Annotated in this window: 15 protein-coding genes and 1 tRNA gene; 11 read left to right on the forward strand and 5 right to left on the reverse strand. The window is 34.8% G+C overall.

What is annotated here, in order from left to right; translation table 11 throughout:
• Positions 1–205 precede the first annotated feature (205 nt).
• From P5P90_RS10495 to P5P90_RS10530, 8 genes are all read left to right on the forward strand, one after another.
• Positions 206–2320 (forward strand): glycoside hydrolase family 97 protein, encoded by a 2115-nt coding sequence (locus P5P90_RS10495; RefSeq protein WP_278034641.1) that lies wholly within the window; start codon positions 206–208, stop codon positions 2318–2320.
• Positions 2321–3116: 796 nt separating this feature from the next.
• Positions 3117–6068: a SusC/RagA family TonB-linked outer membrane protein gene (locus P5P90_RS10500; protein ID WP_278034642.1), complete on the forward strand. Its 2952-nt coding sequence runs from the start codon at positions 3117–3119 to the stop codon at positions 6066–6068.
• Between the two features lie 17 nt (positions 6069–6085).
• Positions 6086–7678, forward strand: a complete 1593-nt coding sequence (locus P5P90_RS10505) for a RagB/SusD family nutrient uptake outer membrane protein (RefSeq protein ID WP_278034643.1) — start codon at positions 6086–6088, stop codon at positions 7676–7678.
• Between the two features lie 18 nt (positions 7679–7696).
• The gene (locus P5P90_RS10510) at positions 7697–8755 is read left to right on the forward strand and encodes a SusE domain-containing protein (RefSeq protein WP_278034644.1); all 1059 of its coding nucleotides are present in this window, start codon (positions 7697–7699) and stop codon (positions 8753–8755) included.
• Between the two features lie 77 nt (positions 8756–8832).
• Positions 8833–12177: an alpha-amylase family glycosyl hydrolase gene (locus tag P5P90_RS10515; protein WP_278034645.1), complete on the forward strand. Its 3345-nt coding sequence runs from the start codon at positions 8833–8835 to the stop codon at positions 12175–12177.
• 1 nt (position 12178) lies between these two features.
• Positions 12179–12877, forward strand: a complete 699-nt coding sequence (locus tag P5P90_RS10520; protein ID WP_278034646.1) for a glycoside hydrolase family 78 protein — start codon at positions 12179–12181, stop codon at positions 12875–12877.
• Between the two features lie 25 nt (positions 12878–12902).
• Positions 12903–14768, forward strand: coding sequence for a glycoside hydrolase family 13 protein (locus P5P90_RS10525; RefSeq protein ID WP_278034647.1), 1866 nt, complete (start codon positions 12903–12905; stop codon positions 14766–14768).
• A gap of 108 nt (positions 14769–14876) precedes the next feature.
• Positions 14877–15359, forward strand: a complete 483-nt coding sequence (locus tag P5P90_RS10530) for a hypothetical protein (protein WP_278034648.1) — start codon at positions 14877–14879, stop codon at positions 15357–15359.
• Positions 15360–15417: 58 nt separating this feature from the next.
• On the opposite strand, the gene P5P90_RS10535 is transcribed toward P5P90_RS10530, so the two are convergent.
• Positions 15418–15491 (reverse strand) — tRNA-Ala (locus tag P5P90_RS10535).
• 237 nt (positions 15492–15728) lie between these two features.
• On the opposite strand from P5P90_RS10535, the gene P5P90_RS10540 reads away from it, so the two are divergent.
• From P5P90_RS10540 to P5P90_RS10550, 3 genes are read left to right on the forward strand one after another with little or no spacing between them, the layout of a single operon-like run.
• Positions 15729–16496 (forward strand): enoyl-CoA hydratase/isomerase family protein, encoded by a 768-nt coding sequence (locus P5P90_RS10540; protein ID WP_278034649.1) that lies wholly within the window; start codon positions 15729–15731, stop codon positions 16494–16496.
• A 48-nt stretch (positions 16497–16544) separates the two neighbouring features.
• Positions 16545–16997 (forward strand): 6-pyruvoyl trahydropterin synthase family protein, encoded by a 453-nt coding sequence (locus tag P5P90_RS10545; protein WP_278034650.1) that lies wholly within the window; start codon positions 16545–16547, stop codon positions 16995–16997.
• 24 nt (positions 16998–17021) lie between these two features.
• Complete coding sequence (locus P5P90_RS10550) at positions 17022–17780, forward strand: UDP-2,3-diacylglucosamine diphosphatase (RefSeq protein ID WP_278034651.1); 759 nt, start codon at positions 17022–17024, stop codon at positions 17778–17780.
• Here the strand turns inward: P5P90_RS10550 and P5P90_RS10555 are convergent.
• The 4 genes from P5P90_RS10555 to recJ form a co-directional block, all read right to left on the reverse strand.
• On the reverse strand, positions 17777–18133 hold the full coding sequence (locus P5P90_RS10555; RefSeq protein WP_278034652.1) for a hypothetical protein: 357 nt from the start codon (positions 18131–18133) through the stop codon (positions 17777–17779). The two genes, P5P90_RS10550 and P5P90_RS10555, sit on opposite strands and share 4 nt — an antisense overlap.
• Before the next feature lie 89 nt (positions 18134–18222).
• On the reverse strand, positions 18223–19266 hold the full coding sequence (locus P5P90_RS10560; protein WP_278034653.1) for a glycosyltransferase family 9 protein: 1044 nt from the start codon (positions 19264–19266) through the stop codon (positions 18223–18225).
• A 159-nt stretch (positions 19267–19425) separates the two neighbouring features.
• Positions 19426–20706 (reverse strand): MFS transporter, encoded by a 1281-nt coding sequence (locus P5P90_RS10565; RefSeq protein WP_278034654.1) that lies wholly within the window; start codon positions 20704–20706, stop codon positions 19426–19428.
• The gene (gene recJ / locus P5P90_RS10570; RefSeq protein ID WP_278034655.1) at positions 20706–22394 is read right to left on the reverse strand and encodes a single-stranded-DNA-specific exonuclease RecJ; all 1689 of its coding nucleotides are present in this window, start codon (positions 22392–22394) and stop codon (positions 20706–20708) included. Before recJ ends, P5P90_RS10565 begins: the two co-directional genes overlap by 1 nt.
• Between the last annotated feature and the right edge of the window lie 54 nt (positions 22395–22448).

A 22448-nucleotide genomic window follows, 5' to 3' on the forward strand; every position in this document is an offset into this window, starting at 1 on the left:
TGAGGCTGTTTTTTTATACTACAGAAGTACTACTTTTTTTTTGTGAATTAAAAATATAAATAATTTATAATTAGTTTTTTATGTTTTGTTTTGGTAGTTTTGAACTACCAAATTTAGTTAATGAAAATATGCAGGATAAAATCAATATAATTTTGGTTAGCTAAGATTTATCAAAGCATAGTATTAATTATTAACTCAACCAAAAATGAAAAAATTCTTTTTATTAACCCTGTTGTGTGTTGCATTCAATAGTGTTGTAGCACAACAGCTAAAATCGCCCAATCAAAAATTGCAAATGGAATTTTCTTTGCAAAGTGATGGTACACCAAGTTACAGCTTGAATTACAAAGGTAAAGTAGTAATAAAACCAAGTAAATTAGGTTTGGAACTGAAAAATGATTCCAAATCATTATTAAATGATTTTACAATTGTTGATTCAAAGACTACTACTTTTGATGAAACCTGGAAACCGGTTTGGGGTGAAGTGGCCAGTATTCGTAATCACTATAACGAATTGGCAGTGACCTTAAATCAAAAAGCAACTAACAGACAAATAATTATTCGTTTTCGTCTGTTTAATGAAGGTTTAGGATTCCGTTATGAATTCCCTTTACAAAAGAATCTGACTTATTTTGTTATTAAAGAAGAACGTAGTCAGTTTGCAATGAATGGCGATCATACTGCTTTTTGGATCCCTGGAGATTACGATACGCAAGAGTATGATTATACTACTTCAAAATTATCTGAAATCAGAAGTCTGACTCAAAAAGCCACTACCGAGAATGTATCTCAACAATCCTTTTCGCCTACTGGTGTGCAAACAGCTTTGATGATGAAAACTGCCGATGGATTATACATCAACTTACATGAAGCAGCATTAATCAACTATTCATGTATGCACTTGAATTTGGATGACAAAAATATGGTTTTCGAATCATGGTTAACCCCTGACGCTAAAGGTGATAAAGGCTATATGCAGGCGCCTTGTAAAACGCCTTGGAGAACTGTAATGGTTAGTGATGATGCCAGAGAAATTTTGGCTTCAAAAATGACTTTAAATCTTAATGATCCATGTAAAATTGAAGATACTTCTTGGATTAAACCGGTAAAATATATTGGCGTTTGGTGGGAAATGATCACCGGAAAAAGTACTTGGGCTTATACAGATGAATATCCAACTGTTGAGTTAGGAGTAACTGATTTTTCCAAAGCAAAACCAAATGGTAAACACGGTGCTAATACCGCTAATGTAAAAAAACATATTGATTTTGCTGCCGCAAATGGATTTGACGCTGTTCTTGTTGAAGGTTGGAATGAAGGCTGGGAAGATTGGTTTGGTCATTCTAAAGATTATGTTTTTGATTTTGTGACTCCTTATCCGGATTTTGATGTAAAAGGGATTCACGAATATGCCAAATCAAAAGGAATTAAAATGATTATGCATCATGAAACTTCAGGTTCTACGCGTAATTACGAACGCCACATGGATAAAGCGTATCAGTTTATGAAAGACAATGGTTATGATGCAGTAAAAAGTGGCTATGTAGGCCCAATTCTTCCACGTGGTGAAAATCATTACAACCAATGGATTGTAAATCATTACCAATATGCTGTAGAAAAAGCTGCCGATTATAAAATAATGGTGAATGCACACGAAGCAATTCGTCCAACAGGAATTTGCAGAACCTATCCAAATTTAATCGGAAATGAATCGGCTAGAGGTACAGAATATCAAGCATTTGGAGGGTCTAAACCTAATCACGTTACCATTCTTCCTTTTACTCGTTTAATTGGTGGGCCAATGGATTATACTCCTGGAATTTTTGAAATGGATATTAGCAAACTTAATCCTGAAAACACTTCTCACATAAACAGTACGTTGGCTAATCAATTAGCATTGTATCTTACAATGTATAGCCCTTTACAAATGGCGGGCGATTTACTTGAGAATTACAACCGTTTTCCAGATGCTTTTCAATTTATTAAAGACGTGGCAGTAGATTGGAGTGATAGCCGATATTTAGAAGCTGAACCAGGAGAATATATTACTGTTGCCAGAAAAGCTAAGGGGACTAATAATTGGTTTGTTGGTAATGTAAATGGCGAAACTGCTCGTACATCTACCATAAGTTTTGATTTCCTTGAAAAAGGTAAAAAATATGAAGCTACAATTTATGCTGATGCAAAAAATGCTCATTACAAAACAAATCCACAGGCGTACACAATTCGAAAAATGAATGTGACTAATAAAACGAAGTTGAGCCAATTGTCAGTACCTGCAGGAGGATACGCAATTAGTATAATCGAAAAAAGTAATTAATAAAGTAGAATAGTAGTTGGTTAATATAGTGAAGGTTGCTATAGTCTGACTATATTGGTTCAAGAGGCTATCTCATTTTTGTGAGATAGCCTCTTTTTTTTGTCCATATTCAGTCAACTTACTATTTTTTTCTTAAGTGAATTTTAGTATCAACTGTAAATTATATGTAAAGCAGTTAGTGATTCAGTCATTGTATTTGGGTAATAAGGCTTTTATTGTTTCAATTTTCAACTTTTTTTCAATTTAAAAAATAGTTTAATAGTAATACTAATGAAAAGCTGATTTAAATACGAAATGAATCCTTTTTTGAGCCTTTTTTACGCTGTTAAAACCTTGTTTTTTTGTTTTTTTTGACATAAAAGAGGCTTGATACTCAGTGAAATAATTTTTTCAAAATATTTTTTAATTTCATCTTTTTTCGTAATTTTATTTTATGTTTTGTGTAAAATAAATTAATAATAATTGTGAATTATATAATTACGGTAGTTTTGAAGCTGTGATTTACAATTCGTTTAAAAAATGCATGAAAACCCGTTTTTTTCACTACAAAGTCACTACTTTTTTTTAAACAATAAAATATTTAATTAATTGAAAATCAGTATTTAAAAATCAATAATAGAGCATGTTTAACTACATTTTAATTGTTTAAAAAACAGTCCCTCATTAAACCCTATAATTTTTATATTAATTTTACATTATCGAAATCGAAATAGTAATTAAACACCATAGATTACTATATGTTCAGATTTTGTTAGAAACATTTATAAATAACCAAAAAACCAAAATCATGGTAAAAATGAAAAAAAGTATGTATTGCATTCTAATGTTATGCAGCATCCTATTTATTATGCCAAGTGTAGTTGCCCAAACTACCGTTAAAAATGTCTCGGGCACTGTCATAGATCAAAAAGGAGACCCCCTAATTGGAGCAAGTGTGGGAATCAAAGGTACCAATATTGGTACCATTACCGATCTAAATGGAGCGTTTATTTTACCGGTATCAACGGTAAAATCTCCTATAATAGTCGTATCTTTTATCGGCTATCGCTCAAAAGAAGTTACTCCAAACGGACAGAAACTTCAAATTACACTTACAGAGGATTCCAATCAGTTAAAAGAGGTTGTAGTTCAGGTAGGTTATGGTACTGTTAAGAAAAAAGATGCCACAGGAGCCGTAACCGTATTGGGAACTAAAGACTTTAACAAAGGGCCTGTTACTTCTGCAGATCAGATGATACAAGGTAAAGTAGCCGGTTTACAAATTGTAAATGGTGGTGGTTCTCCTGGTGAGGGCGCAACTATTAGAATTAGAAGTGGATCTTCTTTAAATGCTAATAATGATCCTTTGTATGTTATTGATGGAGTTCCAGTAGCAGCAGGAGGAATTAACGGTGGTAGAAATCCATTAACGACTATTAACCAGAATAACATTGAATCTATCACTGTTTTAAAAGATGCATCGGCAACCGCTATTTATGGTTCAAGAGCATCAAACGGGGTAATCATCATTACTACCAAAAAAGGTAAAGCAGGGGATTTACAAGTAAGCTATAATGGGAATTTTCAAGTTTCTGAAGTTACCAAAACAGTTGACGTGTTAACTGCAAATCAATTTAGAAATTTCGTTACTGCTAATGGTACTACAGAACAACAAGCTTTGTTAGGTGCTGCAAATACTGATTGGCAAAAAGAGATTTACAGAACGGCTTTAGGTACAGATCATAACATTGCTGTAAGTGGTGGTTCTGATAACATTACTTACAGAGCTTCTGTTGGATATGCTAATTTAGATGGTATCTTGTTAAGAGATAATTTACAAAGAACTACACTTTCTGCTACATTAGTTGGAGATTTCTTTGACAAACATTTAAAAGTACAAATCAATAGTAATACCTCTTACTTGAAAAACAATTATAGTAATAGAGGTGCAATTGGAGCTGCTATACAATTTGATCCTACGCAATCGATTAAGAATGCTGATGGAACTTACTTTCAGTGGATGACAAATCCAACACAATTCAATCAATTGGCAGGTAGAAATCCATTATCCTTAATCAATCAACAAAATAATTATGGTTCTTCTTTTAGAAGTATTGGTAATATTCAATTTGATTATAAATTACACTTTTTGCCAGAATTGAAAGCGGTTGCTAATTTTGGTATTGATGAATTGAGTGGTAGATCTTTCGGTAATACTAATTCGGATTATTTATTTGGTTTGCCTGGTTCAGGATTTAACAATACGTATGAAAATACTGGTACCAGAAACAACAAGTTGATGGATTTGTTTTTGAATTACAACAAGAAAATTGATGCCATCGATACACAACTAGATGTAACTGGTGGTTATACCTATCAAGATTTTAGAGATTTTAATGATGGTACTTCCTTTGTTTTTGAAAACAATCAAGTAAATCCAGGTGTTCCAAATGCAACAAGAGTTAATTTGCAATCATTTTTTGCTAGAGCTAATTTTACAATTGCTGACAAGTATTTAATTACAGCTTCATTTAGAAGAGATGGTACTTCAAGATTTACTGAAGAGAATCGTTGGGGTAACTTCCCAGCTGTAGCAGTGGCTTGGAAAATTAATGATGAGAATTTCTTAAAAGATGTGGAGAGTGTTTCTACTCTTAAATTAAGAGCGGGTTGGGGAGTTACTGGACAACAAGATATAGGGGTTCAATATCCATCAATTCCATTGTATTTGGTTTCAAATTCACAAGCTAAATATCAGTTTGGTAATATCTATTACAATACTTATAGACCACAACCATACAATAGTAATTTGAAATGGGAAGAAACTACAACAATAAATGCAGGTATCGATTTTGGATTCTTAAATAACAGAATCAAAGGTACTGTAGATGTGTATCAAAGAGATACTAAAGACTTGTTGTTGTTTACTGCTAATCCACCTTTCTTTGGATTTTCAAATGCTGATAATTATAACATTGGTACTATTAGAAATCAAGGTATCGAGATTTCTGGAGATGTAATTCCAGTTAAAACCGATAACTTAGAGTGGAGTATTGGAGGAAATATTACTTTCCAAAATTCTAAAATTACAGCATTAACTACTGCTCAAGATAATACTCCAGGTATTAATGTTGGAGGTTATGCAGGAGGTACAGGAAATACGATTCAAAATCACCAAGTAGGATATGCTCCAAGTTCATTCTATGTATATGAGCAAGCTTATGGAGCAGATGGAAAGCCTTTAGACGGGGTGTATATTGACAGAAATAAAGATGGAATCGTAAATGAACAAGACAAGTACCGTTTCCACAAACCAGCAGCTGATGTATTCTACGGGTTTAACACGGCAGTTACTTATAAAAATTGGGATTTTGCGGCTGCTTTCAGAGGATCATGGGGTAATTTCAATTACAATAACGTAGATTCTAATAATGGTTCATTCCAAAACATTTTGATTAGAGATACGGATTTGTCGAACGGCGTTCAAAATATTTTAGAAACTGGATTTACAACTCAAGATACGAAACGATATGAGTCTGATTACTACATTCAAGACGCTTCTTTCTTGAGATTGGACAATGTTAGTATTGGATATACTTTTAATCAAAAACCAGATTCAAATTCTTTAGTAAAATTAACTTTTGCTGCTCAAAACGTATTCTTAATTACGGACTATAAAGGACTTGATCCAGAAATTTCTGGAGGTATTGACAATAATTTATACCCGAGACCAATAACTTTCACGTTAGGTTTAAACGTTAATTTCTAATGCAAATAACAAGAAAAATGAAAAAGACACACATTAAATTATTGGGTATTTCTTTGTTACTGTTGGTGATGTTATTCCCATCGTGTACCAATGATTTGGACCAAGCTCCAGAAAATACTGCTGCTGTTCCTGGAGATGAATTTTTTAAAGATCCAGCTTCCTATAAACAATTCTTAGCTAAGTTGTATGCTGGTTTTGCTACTTCAGGTCAATCAGGGCCTGCTGGTTCTCCTGATATTTCAGGAATAGATGAAGGTGCTAGCCAATATATTAGAGGTTTTTGGATGATGCAAGAGCTTACCACAGATGAAGCAATTATTGCATGGAATGACGGAACAATCAAAGATTTTCACTATCAAACATGGACTTCTTTAGATACATTTATTGCTGCTACTTTTGCTCGTTTCTCTTTTCAGATTGTTAACTGTAATGAGTTTTTAAGACAAACGACAGATGAAAAGTTAAATGGAAAAGGACTAGATGCTGCAACTCTAGCAGAAATTAAAACCTACAGAGCTGAAGCACGTTTCTTAAGAGCGTTGACATACTGGCACTTAGTTGATACTTTTGGTGGTGGTTCAATTGTAACGGAAACATCTCCAAGTACATTCTATTATCCTGAATACGCTTCAAGAGCGGAGATTTATAAGTTCATTGACGATGAGTTGACTGCTTTGACGCCAGAATTAAAGACTCCAAAAACTAATGAGTTGTATAGAGTAGATCAGGCTGCAGCTTGGATGTTGCAAGCTAAATTGTATATGAATGCAAAAGTGTATACTGGAACTGATAATTATGTAGGTGCATTACCATTAATTAACAAAGTAATAACTTCTGGGTATGCTATTCATAACAATTATAAAGATTTGTTCTTAGCTGATAACAATTCAAATGGAGCTCAAAATGAGTTTATTTTTGCTGTTGCTTTTGATGGTCTTAATACTCAAACTTATGGTGGAACAACATTCTTGGTTCACGCTCCAGTTGGTGGTGATATGAAAGCTTCAGAATTTGGTATCAACGGAGGTTGGGCCGGTATTAGAACTACTTCTGCATTTGTTGATAAATTCCCTACGGGTTCAACTGATGTACGTGGAAACTTCTTTACACAAGGTCAATCAAAAGAGATTAAAAATGTGGGAAGCTTTTCAGATGGTTATGCTATTCAAAAATTCAGAAATGTTACAAAAGCAGGTGTTCAAGGATCTGATAAATCTGGAAATTTTGCTGATACGGATTTCCCTATCTTTCGTTTAGCTGATGCTTATCTAATGTATGCCGAATGTGTTGCTAGAGGTGCTGGTGGTAATGTGGCTACTGCAGTAGGTTATGTTAATGCGCTAAGAACTCGTGCTCAAACAACAACTATTTCTGCAGGAGATCTTACTTTAGATTTTATCCTTGACGAAAGAGCAAAAGAATTACACTGGGAGGGACACCGTAGAACTGATTTAATTCGTTTCGGTAAATTTACGGGTGGTTCTTACTTATGGCCTTGGAAAGGTAATGTAGCTGGAGGCTCTCCAACACAATCTTTCAGAGATTTATTCCCTATTCCAGCAACAGCTTTAGTTGCTAACAACAAATTGAAACAAAACCCTGGATACTAATTAAAAAAAACCGATACAATGAAAAATATAAAAAGATCATTAATTGCATTGTTTGCAATGTTAGCTATATCATGTAACGTTGAAGATGTACAAGATAGACCTGTAATTGAAGGAGTTGATTCTCCTGTGTTGACTGCTCCAACCTCAGGTGCAGCCTATGTTTTAAAACCTGAAAATGCTACAGCTCAAGCTGAACGTTTTACATGGAAATCTGCTAACTTTTCTGGGGATGTTCAGATAACATACTCTGTAGAGATTGATAAAAAAGGGAATGAATTCAAAACTCCTCAAGTAATAGGATCTGTTGTTTCTGAAAATCAGGTTTCTGTGACTGTAGAGACTATGAATAAGGCTGCATTAGCATTAAAAGCGACTCCTTTTGCCCCTGCTGAATTTGAAGCAAGAGTTAGTGCTGTAACTGGTAATATGGCTCCAATGTATTCTAATGTGATTGGAATTGTTTTAACTCCATACACTACTGAAAATCCTAAATTGTGGGTTCCAGGCGGTTATGCAGAAGCTTCAGGATATCCAAAAGATTGGGATCCAGCTTCTTCTCCACAATTATCTGCTTCAGGATTTGGAAAAGTTGATTTTGAAGGGTATGTTAATTTTGCTGGTGCTGGTGAATTTAAATTTACAAGCTTCCCAGAGTGGAAAGGTGAATTTGGTGCAGGTGCTACTGCTGGAACTTTAGATCCAAAAGGTGCTAACTTGAAAATGACTGCCGCTGGATATTACAGAATAGAGGTTGATACAGAGAAGTTAACTTACAAAACCACTGCAACTTCATGGGGAATTGTTGGAGATGCTACTTCTGGTTCATGGGATAATAGTACTGCTATGACTTATGATCCTGCAGCTAAAGTTTGGAAAATTACTGCAGCTTTAGTTGGTGGTAAAGAAATGAAATTTAGAGCCAATAACAATTGGGATGTAAACATGGGTGATACAGGTGCAAATGGAAGTTTAGAATACGGTGGTGATAATATTAAAGTTGCCGCAGCTGGAAACTATACTATTACTCTTGACTTGAGTTCACCAAGAAACTACAAATACACAATCACTAAAAACTAATTTAGTGATAGTTTTAAGAAAAGGGTTGTCTCTATGGCAACCCTTTTTTTCATTAATTTTTTATAAATTCAAATAGGATGAGAAAAATTTTACTTTTAGGGATTCTTTTATGGGGGTGTATTGTTTTTGGACAACAACAAACAGTTACTCATACCATTGCTCCCGCTACTTTTGAAGAAGCCACTTCAATAACAATTACTGTTAATGGGTCTAGCATTAATGAGGCAACCTGGGGAGTAACAGGGAATGCTCTGTATATGTGGGCATGGTCCTATGATATCAATGATACGAATGAAAGTGATTGTCCAACCAATGGAACTTGGGCGAGTTCTAACGAAGCAAATCGTTTTACTTACGATTCAGCATCGGATACTTATACTATGACTTTTGTTCCTAGTACATTTTTTAATCGAGTTGGGTTAGGGAGGTTTGGTTTTTTGATTAAAGCTAAAGACGGAACTGGCGACAAAAAATCACAAAATATTTTGACTGAAGTTGGTTCTTTTCAAGTTACATTGAATACGCCAGCTCAAAACAGTACTACTATTTTAGCCTCTGGAGGGAGTCTGAATATAACAGCATCAAATACCAATGGTGTTGCGAATTACAATTTGAAATCCAATGGGGTTTCTATCAATACTGATGCGGCTACAGCTAGTTATGCTTTTAATCATACCAATATTACAGGTAATCAAAATTATGAATTAGAAGTAACTCAAGGAACAACTACTATTGTTAAAAAGTTCACTGCTGTTGTGAGTCCAACTGTTGTTTCTGAAACGATTCCAGCTGGTTTAGTAGATGGAATCAATTATAATCCGAATGATGCTACTAAAGCTACTTTGGTATTAGATGCGCCGTTAAAAGATTTTGTATATGTAGCAGGAAGTTTTAACAATTGGCAACCTACTGCAGCTTATGCTATGAAAAAAGATGCTACGGCAGGATCTACTAAATTTTGGTTAGAACTAACAGGACTAACAGCAGGAACTAATTATACTTATCAATATTGGGTGGTGGATCAAACGCCTTTGGCGGGTTCTCCAAGTTTGGTCAAAACAGCCGACCCCTACTCTACTCTGGTTTTATCGCCTTTTGATGATCCTGCAATTCCGGCTGCATCCTATCCTGACTTACCGTCTTACCCAACAGGGCAGGAACGTGAAGTCACTGTTTTACAAACGGGGCAAACCCCTTACTCATGGAGTGCTGCGACCACTAATTTTGTAAAACCGGATAAAGAAAAACTGGTAGTTTATGAAGTTTTGGTAAGAGATTTTGATGCTAAAAGAAACTATCAAAGTTTAATTGACAAAATTGATTATTTCAAAAACCTGAAAATAAACGCGATTTATTTAATGCCGGTAATGGAATTTGAAGGCAATGAAAGTTGGGGTTACAACACTTCTTTCCACTTGGCTTTGGACAAATTTTATGGAACATCCGAAAAATTAAAAGAACTCATTGATAAATGCCATCAAAACGGTATTGCAGTAATTTTGGATGTCGCTTTGAATCATGCTTTTGGTCGAAATCCAATGGTACGCATGTGGATGAATGATGCTGATGGCGATGGTTGGGGAAGTCCTTCAACTGAAAACCCTTATTTTAATACGGTGGCAAAACATTCATACAGTGTTGGCGAAGACTTTAACCATCAACAATCCAGAACCCAATATTATGTTCATCGCGTAATTAAACATTGGATTGAAGAGTATAAAATTGATGGCTTTCGTTGGGATTTAACCAAAGGTTTTACACAGGAATGTACCGCAAATGATGAAGCCTGTACCAATGCGTATAGAGCCGATCGAGTAGCAGTTTTAAAATCCTATGCCGATTATTCCTGGAGTTTAGACCCAACACATTATACTATTTTCGAACATCTTGGAACCGATCAAGAAGAGCAACAATGGGCAAACTACAGAATTGAAGAAACACCAAGCAAAGGAATTATGTTATGGGGGAAAATGACTAATGAGTACAACCAATTGTCAATGGGGTATGCCTCAAATATTGCCCGAATGAACAGCAGTAGCAGAGGTTTTAGTAAAAACCGCTTGATAGGATATGCAGAAAGTCATGACGAAGAACGCCTGATGTATAAAAATCTGCAATTTGGTAATAATACCAATGCTACTCATAATGTCAAAAACTTAAATACAGCTTTATCTAGAATGTCGGCTATTGGAGCAGTTTCTTTATTGGTTCCGGGACCAAAAATGATTTGGCATTTTGGGGAATTAGGTTCTGAAAATTCCATTTTTACCTGTAATGATGGAACTGTGAATTCAGATTCGGATGTTACTTCTGGCGATTGTAAATTGGCTACCAAGCCTCAACCACAATGGACAAATAATTGGTTAGCCAATGACAATCGCTCTAAAATTTATTCGGATTGGGCGAAAATGATTAAGCTTAAAACCGAAGAACCGGTTTTTTTAGGTACAGCAACTATAAGTAATACCAGTTCATTAACTAAGAATATAAAAATTTCCGATGCTGCTTTGCCTGCTAACAGTCTGAAAGATGTGGTAATTTTGAGCAATTTTGATGTGACTACCCAAAATGTGGCTACCGGATTTCCTTATTCAGGCGAATGGTACAATTTGATGGATAATTCAACATTTAATGTAACCAATGTGAATGCTACTATTGCTATTCCGGCGGGTCAATTTAGAATTTATGGTAACAAACCCGCATTTGCTGCTACTGTTCCTTTTGTTTTGCCTTCGGATAATTTTACGGTTGAGGCTAAATCAGAAACTTGTGCCAATAAAAAAAATGGGCAAATTAGTATCACTGCGCTTCAATCTTATAATTATGTTGCCAACATCAATGGAACTAATTACAATTTTGTAAATAATAATTTGACGGTTTCTGATTTGGCTCCCGGAACTTACCCAGTTTGTATTAGTATTACAGGAAAAACATTCGAACAATGTTTTACAATAACCATTAATGCTGGTGGAACTTTAGTTGGAAAATCGACCCTTTCTTCGAATAAATTGGCAATAGAAATAGCCGAAGGAACAGCGCCTTATCAGGTGGAGTTGAATGGGGTTACTCAATTTGAAACTAACGAATCTATTTTTTCAGTTGAGGTTCAAAAAGGAGATGTTTTAGTTGTAAAAACAGCAGTTCCATGCGAGGGAATCTATACACAAAACATTGCAGATAATTTGGGTAATGTGCTAGCTTATCCTAATCCGGTTCAGGAGGTTTTGACCATTGCAGTTCCTACTTCTAAAAATGAAGTCAACATTGCTTTGTATTCCATTGGTGGACAATTAATTTCTAATAAAAGTTATCCAGTAGTAAATCAAATGGTGCAAATGAATTTAGGGAAATTGGCTTCGGCAGTTTATATCGCCAAAGTTGAAGTAGAAAATCCTGTAAGTATAACTATTATAAAAGAATAACATGAGAAAGAATATTTATATTATTGTAATAGCTTCCTGCTTGTTGATTTCTTGTGGTGGTGGAGATTCATCGCCTAACGAAGAAGCCAAAAACACCGCCCCAACAGTACCTACATTAGTTACGCCAGCGGATAATCAATTGTGTATTACTAACAATCTTAATTTTGAATGGAATGCTGCAACGGATGCGGAGAAAAATCCAATTACCTATCAAATTCAAATTGCTACTGATAATCAGTTCACCCAAATTGTGAAAACTGCCGAAGGAACTTCGAATTTTCAAAGTCTGACTTTGAATAAAGGAACAGCTTATTATTGGAGAGTAAAAGCAACTGACAGCAAGAATGCTTCAAGTAATTATTCGGCTACCTATAGTTTTTATACCGAGGCAGAAGCCGTGGCTAACCATGCTCCATTTTTACCTCAAATGGTGCAGCCTGAACTTAACTCTTTTGTAAACACAACTACTGTAACTCTTAAATGGACTGCGTCCGATGTTGATACTAGTGACGTGCTGGTTTATGATGTTTATTTTGGAACAACAGCTATACCAACTATAAAGGTGGCAAGTAATAGTACAAGCACTTCTTGGACAAGTTCTACTTTACAAGCAGCTACCAATTATTACTGGAAAGTAGTGGTTAAGGATAACAAAGGAGGGGAGACTATAGGTCAGGTTTGGAATTTTAAGACCAATTAAATTTTTCAGTTTTTGAATAAGTGATATGAATCCAATAAGAAAAATAAAGGCATTTTTTAAATGGAGCTTCCTGTTTTGTTGTTTTATTTCTTTAAAAAGTATAGGGCAAATTCAACGAGTAGAGCCTCCATTTTGGTACGCCGGCATGAAAAATCCCGAACTTCAAATTGTATTTTATGGCAAAAATATAGCTGAAAATGAAGTTTCGGTTTCTGATGCGGTAAGTATTAAATCAGTTGAAAAAACAGAGAATCCCAATTATCTTTTTGTAACAATCGACACCAAAGATCTTGCTGCACAAGAATTATTATTTTCTTTTTCGAAAAATAAAAAAGTAGTTTTCACTAAAAAGTATGCTTTAAAGCAGCGAAGAGAAAATTCCGCTTCACGCAAAAGTTACGATGCTTCGGATATGATTTATTTGCTAATGCCTGATCGTTTTGCCAATGGAAATCCAAAAAACGACAGTCAAAAAGCACTGGCTGAAAAAGCGGACAGAAACAATCCGTCCGGAAGGCATGGAGGCGATATCGAAGGGATTATTCAAAATTTGGATTACATACAGGAATTAGGAGCTACTACACTCTGGTCAACACCGCTTTGCGAAGATAATGATGCTCAGGGTTCTTATCATGGATACGGACAATCCGATGTGTATCGAATTGATCCACGCTATGGAACAAACGAAGATTATCTGAAATTGGCTGCCGAATTGCATAAAAGGAACATGAAACTCATTATGGATTATGTGACCAATCATTGGGGAGCGGCACACTGGATGATGAAGGATTTACCAACCTATGATTGGATTCATCAGTTCCCTGGATATGCGCAAACCAATTATCGAATGACAACCCAATTTGATCCGAATGCTTCTAAAATTGATGCAAAAATGTGTATGGACGGCTGGTTTGTACAATCCATGCCCGACCTGAACCAGTCGAATTCATTGGTACTAAATTATTTGATTCAAAATGCCATTTGGTGGATTGAATATACCGATTTAGATGGATTTCGTGTAGATACATATTCCTATAATGATAAAGAAGGAATTTCTAAATGGACAAAAGCCATTACCGATGAATATCCTAATTTTAATATCGTAGGCGAAGTATGGATGCAAGATCAGGCACAAATGGCCTATTGGCAAAAGGACAGTAAAGTGGCTGCTATTCAAAATTATAATTCCCATTTACCAAGTGTCATGGATTTTACACTGATGAATGCTTTAGCAACTGCATTTGATGAAAATCAAACAAGTTGGGATAAAGGACTTATTAAAGTTTACGATAATTTCACCAATGATTTTTTGTATCCTAATACGAATAACATTATGACTTTTATTGAAAATCATGATACGCAACGATTTAACGAACTTTACAAAAATGATTTCAAGAAATACCAAATGGCTATGAGTATTCTGGCTACTGTTAGAGGGATTCCGCAGTTGTATTATGGTTCTGAAATTGGAATGGCAGGTAATAAAAATGAAGGTGATGGAGCTATTCGTTTGGATTTTCCGGGAGGCTGGCAAGGCGACAGCAATAATGCTTTTACAAAAAATGGTAGAACTGTTGAACAACAACAATTTTTTGATTTTACATCCAAATTATTCCAATGGCGAAAAACCAATGAAGCGGTACATTTTGGAAAAATGACTCATTATTTACCGGAAAATAATGTCTATGTTTATTTCAGATCTACCGATAAAAAAACCGTTATGGTGATTGTAAATAATGGATTGAATTCAGCTGTTATTGAACCAAAACGGTTTCAGGAAAATATAAAAGATTTCAAATTGGGTAAAGATGTTTTGTCCGGAAAAACGGTAGATTTAAAAAGTGAATTTAACATTGAGGCACAATCGGTTTTGTTGTTAGAATTGGAATGAAAAGGAAGTAATGATTAATTTTTAAAAAATATAGCTTGGAAAATAGGATAATAAACCGGGTTTGTTTGTAAATTAGCTATTACAAATTATTAATCAAAAAATACTGATATGAGAATTCCTGCCTTGTTTTGTTTGTTATTTGCCTGCATAAGTTTTGAAAGTTGTAAAAATAATCAAAGTGAAAAAGATGCTAATGCTGCTAAAGAAAAAGCAGAAGAAATCGTAAGTAGTACGTGCTATAAGGCAATGTATGAAAATGACACTGTTGATTTGAAAGTGAATACTTTAAAAAGTGGAAAAATATCCGGGGATTTAGTGATGAAAATTTATGCCAATCCTAAAAAAATAGGGGAAATTTATGGTGAATATCATGGTGATACCTTATTAGTTAGCTATACCTATATTGATGAAGGAAATGAAAAAGTGACCTATAAAAATCCAATGGCTTTCTTGAAAAAAGATAGTTTGTTAGTTTTAGGAAACGGGAAATTGGAAACTTCAATGGGAGCTACCTATTTTGTAAAAGGAGAACCTATTGATTATGAAAATGTAAAATATAAATTTTCAACTGTGGATTGTGTTGGAAAGTAATTTCAAAAAAATATAAAAGTAAAAGCCTGTAAATTTAATGTTTACAGGCTTTTTTTTGTGGAGAATACCGGATTCGAACCGGTCGCCTCTACGCTGCCAGCGTAGCGCTCTAGCCAAATGAGCTAATCCCCCAATTGTTTTGTATGGTCGTCTTCCCGATTACTATCGGGACGCTCTAGCCAAATTAGCTAAACCCCCAATTGTTTTGTATGGTCGTCTTCCCGATTACTATCGGGACGCCTAGCCAAATAAGCTAATCCCCCAAAGCATCGCAAATATAGTATTTTCTATGAATCAAAAAACAACTTTTGAAAAAACTATGCTTTCCGTTGAATATTTTTAACTTTACCTAAACTATTCATAATTCTTATGCAAGATACAAAAGGCTCATTAACTACAGTAATAGAAAATAAAATTGCTACAGTCGAATTTGGACATCCGGCAAGTAATTCTTTTCCACGTTCCTTGTTGGATAAACTGACAGCTGAAATTACTGCTTTAAGTTCCAATGATGAGGTAGTTGTAATTGTTATAAAGAGTTCAGGGACTGGCGCTTTTTGTGCCGGCGCTTCTTTTGATGAATTGTTAGCGGTTTCAAATGCTGAGGAAGGATTGAATTTTTTCTCAGGTTTTTCACATTTAATTAATGCCATGCGTACTTGTTCGAAGTTAATTATCGGGCGTATTCATGGGAAAGCCGTTGGCGGAGGAGTAGGAATTGCATCGGCTTGTGATTATGTTTTTGCAACTGAAAATGCAGCTATTAAATTATCGGAACTGGCAATCGGGATTGGTCCTTTTGTGATTGAACCTGCTGTCTCCAGAAAAATAGGTACAACAGCTATGACCGAAATGACCTTAAATCCCCTGAAATGGAAATCGGCAACTTGGGCACAACAAAAAGGATTGTATGCCGAAGTTTTTGAAACAATTGAACTTTTAGATCATTCGGTTGTTCAATTCAGTACCAAATTAGCTTCCTACAATCCTCAGGCTTTACAGGAAATGAAAAAAGTGATTTGGGAAGGAACAGAAGATTGGGAAACGCTTTTATTGGAAAGAGCTGCTATTTCAGGTCAATTGGTCTTGTCTGATTTTACTAAAAGTGCTTTGGAGCAGTTTAAAAAAGCGAAATAGCTATTTCTCGTAGCAATTCCTTAAATTTGCAGTCAAAATTTATCCACGATGAGTAATATCAGAATCACAAAACAATTTAGTTTCGAAACCGGTCACGCCTTATATGGCTATGATGGAAAATGTAAAAATGTGCATGGTCATAGTTATAAATTGTCGGTAACGGTTATCGGGAAACCAATTACCAATCGCAATGATGTGAAATATGGGATGGTTATTGATTTTGGTGATTTAAAGAAAATCGTGAAAGAAGAAGTAGTAGATCAGTTTGATCATGCTACTGTTTTTAACGAAACTACTCCACATATTGAATTGGCTGCAGAATTAAAAAATCGTGGACATCATGTTATTTTAGTGGATTATCAACCTACTTCTGAAAATATGGTTATTGATTTTGCTCAAAGAATTATCAGTAGATTGCCTGATGGAATTGAATTATTTTCTTTAAAACTGCAAGAGACTGATACTTCATTTGCAGAATGGTTTGCAAGTGATAATCAATAATTTTCCAAAACCTACTTTTGATACATGCAGTTAGCTTCTAATAAAAAAATATATTTTGCTTCCGACCAACATTTTGGTGCTCCTACTGCCGAATTGAGTTTTCCTAGAGAACAAAAATTCGTGGCTTGGCTGGATGAGGTAAAAAAAGATGCAGAAGCTATCTTTCTTTTAGGAGATTTATTCGATTTTTGGTTCGAATATAAAACCGTTGTTCCTAAAGGTTTTGTTCGAATTCTAGGCAAATTAGCTGAAATTCGCGACAGCGGAATTCTAATATATTTCTTCGTTGGTAACCACGATTTGTGGATGGAAGACTATTTTGAAAAAGAATTGAACATTCCTGTTTATCATGATAATCGCGAATTTACTTTTAATGGAAAAACTTTTTTAATAGGTCATGGCGACGGAAAAGGACCCGGAGATAAAGGCTATAAACGCATGAAAAAAGTGTTTACTAATCCTTTTTCTAAATGGCTTTTCAGATGGTTACATCCTGATTTAGGAGTGCGATTAGCTCAATATTTATCAGTTAAAAACAAATTGATTTCTGGAGAATCAGATGTGAAATTTTTAGGAGAAGATAAGGAATGGTTGATTTTGTATTCCAAAAGAAAATTAGAAAGCAAACATTATGATTATTTGGTTTTTGGCCACCGCCATTTACCAATGATTCATCCCGTAGGGCAAAATGCTAATTATGTTAATCTGGGCGATTGGATTTCTTATTTTACCTATGGTGTTTTTGATGGTGAAACTTTCAAATTAAAAACATTTGGAAACTAATTTCGTCCTTCGCCGTAAAGGTATATTTCCATTTCTACTTTAAAAAGGGTTCCATTTACTAAATCTTTTATTTCTTTTAATTCATTCATGGAAACACTGAGATCTAAAGGATAAAGAGGTGTTTTTAGTAAAAATTTGCAATTAGCATTTTTAAGCGCACAGTCTTCACAATAACTGTTTTTAGCGATACTTTCGTCAATCAAATAGTTGAAATCTTTAAGTTCACTCAGGTTCAAAAATAAACCTATTTCTTTTAAGATAATCTGTATTCTACATGGTATACTTCCTTCTTCTTTTTCCCAATAGAAAGCAATTCCAATGTTGTTTAGATAAATTTGATGTATTTGTTCCATAGTTTCAAGAATAGGTAACAAATATAATTATTATTTTTAATTGTTCTAAATAAAAATAATATAAAATTGTTTAAAAAAAACAGCTTCTGTTAACTAAGCTGTTTTTTTACAATTTCAATTATTGCATCAAGATTCGTAACATTGGTATCAATTGCAATGCTGTTGTTGCCGTAAGGCTCATATTTTTCTGGGATAGTTACTGAAAATAAACCTAAAACTGGAGTTTGAGATGCGCAAGCCAGATGCATTATTCCGCTATCGGCACCTATGAAAACTTCAGTTTTAGCGATAAATGCGGCAATTTCACGAACGTCTTTACTGTAAAAGGATGGTGCTTTAAAACCTATTTGAGATACATTTTCAACCGGTAATACTTCGACGATATTATAATCCGGGAAAGTGGTAAGCAATTTTTCATACACTGGATTCCACCATTCAGGGGGATAGCATTTTGCACCAGTCGCAAATGTAAAAATAGCGATGGTTTTCTTGTCGTTAGGAACTATTGCATCCAATGTAGCTTTGGCATCCTGAAGCTCTTTATCACTAAGTTTAATGTTAATAGTTGGCACTTCTTTAGTTTGATTTACAAAACCAAGTTGGCCCAAATAATGGCGTAATTCATATACAGGATATTTAGCCATGTGATTGTAATCCGGATGGGATTTTATAATGGCTTCGTTTAATTCCCCAAACAATTTATAATTGGCGTTCGCAAATTGAGTTGATAAACGTCCAGACGAAGAACCTTTATCGATATTGATTACTAAGTCATATTTCTTTTGTTTGATTTTAAACCAAACTTTTATGTAATTGATAATATCGCTAAAAGGTTTTCTAGGTAAAACAATAAAATTTTCTACAGAAGAATAGTTTTTAAAAACAATGGGACCTAAACCTCCTTTGATAAAAATATCAATTTTACAATCCGGAAAGGTATTGTTAATTTCTTGAACTAGAGGAGTGATAAGAAGTAAATTTCCAAGACGGTGATTAGGACGTGATATTAAAATATTTTTAAAATCTACCTTGGAATGGGTATCAATAGTATTGAATTTTGTGCTTCCAATATTTTTGGTTAAAGTACGCGTAACTTTTCTTCTTACCTTATTAATTTCTGTTTTAAAGCTCATTTGTTTTTTTATAAAGCGGTGAAATTACTATAAACACCAAATAGTTACATAAATATAAGGATTACGATTCCTTTTTTTAACAAATTAATTTGTTTTTTTAAGAAAATTCTACTGAACAAGAAGGTGTTATAGGTTTATTTACAATGAGTTGGTAGGTTCCTATTCTTTCTCATTTTCTTCAATATCTTTAGTTAAATCTAAATTTCTAAACGATTTTGAACCCAAGGCGGTGATAATGACAACTAGTAAAGTCATACTTCCTCCAAAAACGACAGCGGTAACCGTTCCCATTAATTTGGCAGTAAGTCCACTTTCAAAAGCACCTAATTCATTAGAAGAGCCAACAAACATGGAATTTACCGCAGAAACTCTTCCACGCATATGATCTGGTGTTTTTAATTGTAAAATAGTTTGACGTATCACCACCGAAATTCCGTCAAAAACACCACTAAAAAATAAAGCAAAAAGCGAAATCCAAAAGTAAGTAGAAAGTCCAAAAACGATGATGCAAACACCAAATCCAAAAATAGCTCCCAATAATTTTATTCCTGCATTTTTACTTAAAGGGACATAAGCTGTGACAAGCATTGTTAGAAAAGCACCCACTGCTGGAGCGGCTCTTAAAAAACCAAAACCTTCAGGTCCTACTTTCAATATATCTTGGGCAAAAACAGGTAATAAAGCAATGGCACCACCAAAAAGTACCGCAACCATATCCAATGTTATGGCTCCTAAAACGGTTTTATTGTTAAAAACAAACTTGATTCCTTCACTCAAACTTTCCATTACGGCTTCTCCAATTTTAGGATTCAATATTGGTTTTTCACTAATTTGAGTTAAGGCTAATAATCCCATTACAGAACAAGCAAAAACCAAACACAAGGACCAATGAACTCCCATTAAAGTAATCGAAAATCCGGCTACAGCCGGCCCAACTACCGAACCAATTTGCCAAACAGTACTACTCCAAGTAGCTGCATTTGGATATACTTTTTTTGGAACTACTAAAGATAAAAGTGAGAAAATAGTAGGGCCTAAAAAGGCTCTCAAAAGTCCACCTAGGAAAACTAGAAAATAAATAGAATATAAAATAAACGTATTGGATAGCCCATTTACCACCGCTGGCCAAGTTAATAGGAATAGACCAAAGCTTATAATTGAGAAACCAAAAATACATTTCATTAGTAGTCCTTTTTTCTCTTTTTGGTCTACAATATGCCCCGCAAAAAGGGCTAATGATACGGCAGGAATAACTTCCATAAGCCCAATAATTCCTAACGAAAGAGCATCTTTTGTTAAACTATAAACCTGCCATTCGATAACAATAAATTGCATGGACCAGGCAAATACCATAGCAAAACGCATGAATAAAAAGGTGTTGAATTCTTTGTATCGCAAGGCTGCATAGGGATCTTTTTTATCTCTTTTTTTAGAAGTCATTATTGAATGCTTTTAAGTCGTAATTGTGTTGAAACTTTTCCATTCCATTCGTTTTCATCTATGCAATAGGCAATTTGAAATGGTTTTTGATGGGTTGTTAAATCAATTTTGTTTCCTAATCCAAAACCAATTGCAGCTATTCCCTCCGATTGGTTTTGTTTCACAAAAAGTTTCAAATGTTCTTCTTCTGAACCAATTTTTTTTCCATAACCAGTGTCAATGACATTTTTAGTCAAAAATACAGGAGTCATATTCATTGGTCCAAAAGGTTCGAATTGTTTTAAGATTCGGCAAAGTTTAGGTGTGATGTCCGAAAAGTTGATTTCAGCATCAATTTCTACTTCAGGAATTAATTGGTCAGGATGAATTGTTTTTTGTACTTGTAATTCAAAAGTTTCTTTAAAAGCAGCATAATTTTCTTCTTTTAAAGTCATTCCGGCTGCATACATGTGTCCGCCAAATTGTTCCAAATGCTCTGAACAGGCTTCCAAAGCATTATAAACATCGAATCCTTTCACCGATCGGGCAGAAGCTGCGTATTTGTCGCCACTTTTGGTGAAAACTAGCGTCGGACGATAATAGGTTTCGATTAATCGGGAAGCCACAATTCCGATAACGCCTTTGTGCCAATCTTCTTGGTAAACAACGGTTGTAAATCGGTTTTGTTCTTGGTTTCTTTCAATCTGGTCAAAGGCTTCTTTGGTTATTTGTTTGTCTAAGTCTTTTCTATCAGCATTGTATTTTTCGATTTCGGAAGCAAATTGCTGTGCTTGGTCAAAATCAAATTCGCTGAGTAATTTTACCGCATGATTCCCGTGTTTAATGCGTCCTGCGGCATTAATTCGAGGGGCAACAATAAAAACAACATCTGTGATGTCTAATGTTTGTTTTTTAACCTGATGAATTAAAGCTTTAATTCCAGGTCTTGGGCTATTATTAATAACTTGTAAACCAAAATAAGCTAAAACACGGTTTTCGCCAGTAATAGGTACAATATCAGCAGCAATGGCTGTGGCAACCAAGTCAAGATACGGGACTAAATCTTCGATAGTTTGCTCTCTGTTACTACCCAATGCCTGAATGAGTTTGAATCCTACACCACAACCACATAATTCGTCATAAGGATAGTGGCAATCTTCTCTTTTTGGATCGAGAATGGCTACGGCATCGGGTAATGTGTCTCCTGGTCGGTGGTGGTCGCAAATAATGAAATCAATATTCCTTTCTTTGGCGTAAGCTACATGATCAATGGATTTGATACCGCAATCCAGCGCAATAATTAGAGTAAATTCATTATCATCGGCAAAGTCAATTCCTTTGAAGGAAACTCCGTAACCTTCGTCATATCGATCCGGAATATAAGTAGCTACATTAGGGTAAAAGCTTCTTAAGTACGAAGAAACTAATGAAACCGCCGTTGTACCATCTACATCGTAATCACCAAAAACCAGAATGCGTTCCTCGTTTTCGATGGCCTTTTCGATGCGGGCAATCGCCTTGTCCATATCTTTCATCAGATAAGGATCGTGTAAATGATCTAAGGAAGGGCGAAAAAAACGTTTGGCGTCTTCAAAAGTTTCAATGCCGCGTTGTACTAACAATTGGGCAACAAAATCTTCAACGTTTAGAGCTTGAGCCAAATGTTTGATTTTATCTTCCGATGGTTTGGGTTTTAGTGTCCAACGCATTTTGATTCTAGATTTTAGATTTTAGATTTCAGAATGCAGAAATCTAAAATATTT

This window comes from Flavobacterium nitratireducens, assembly GCF_029625335.1.
In the GTDB taxonomy this organism is placed as follows: Bacteria; Bacteroidota; Bacteroidia; order Flavobacteriales; family Flavobacteriaceae; genus Flavobacterium; species Flavobacterium nitratireducens.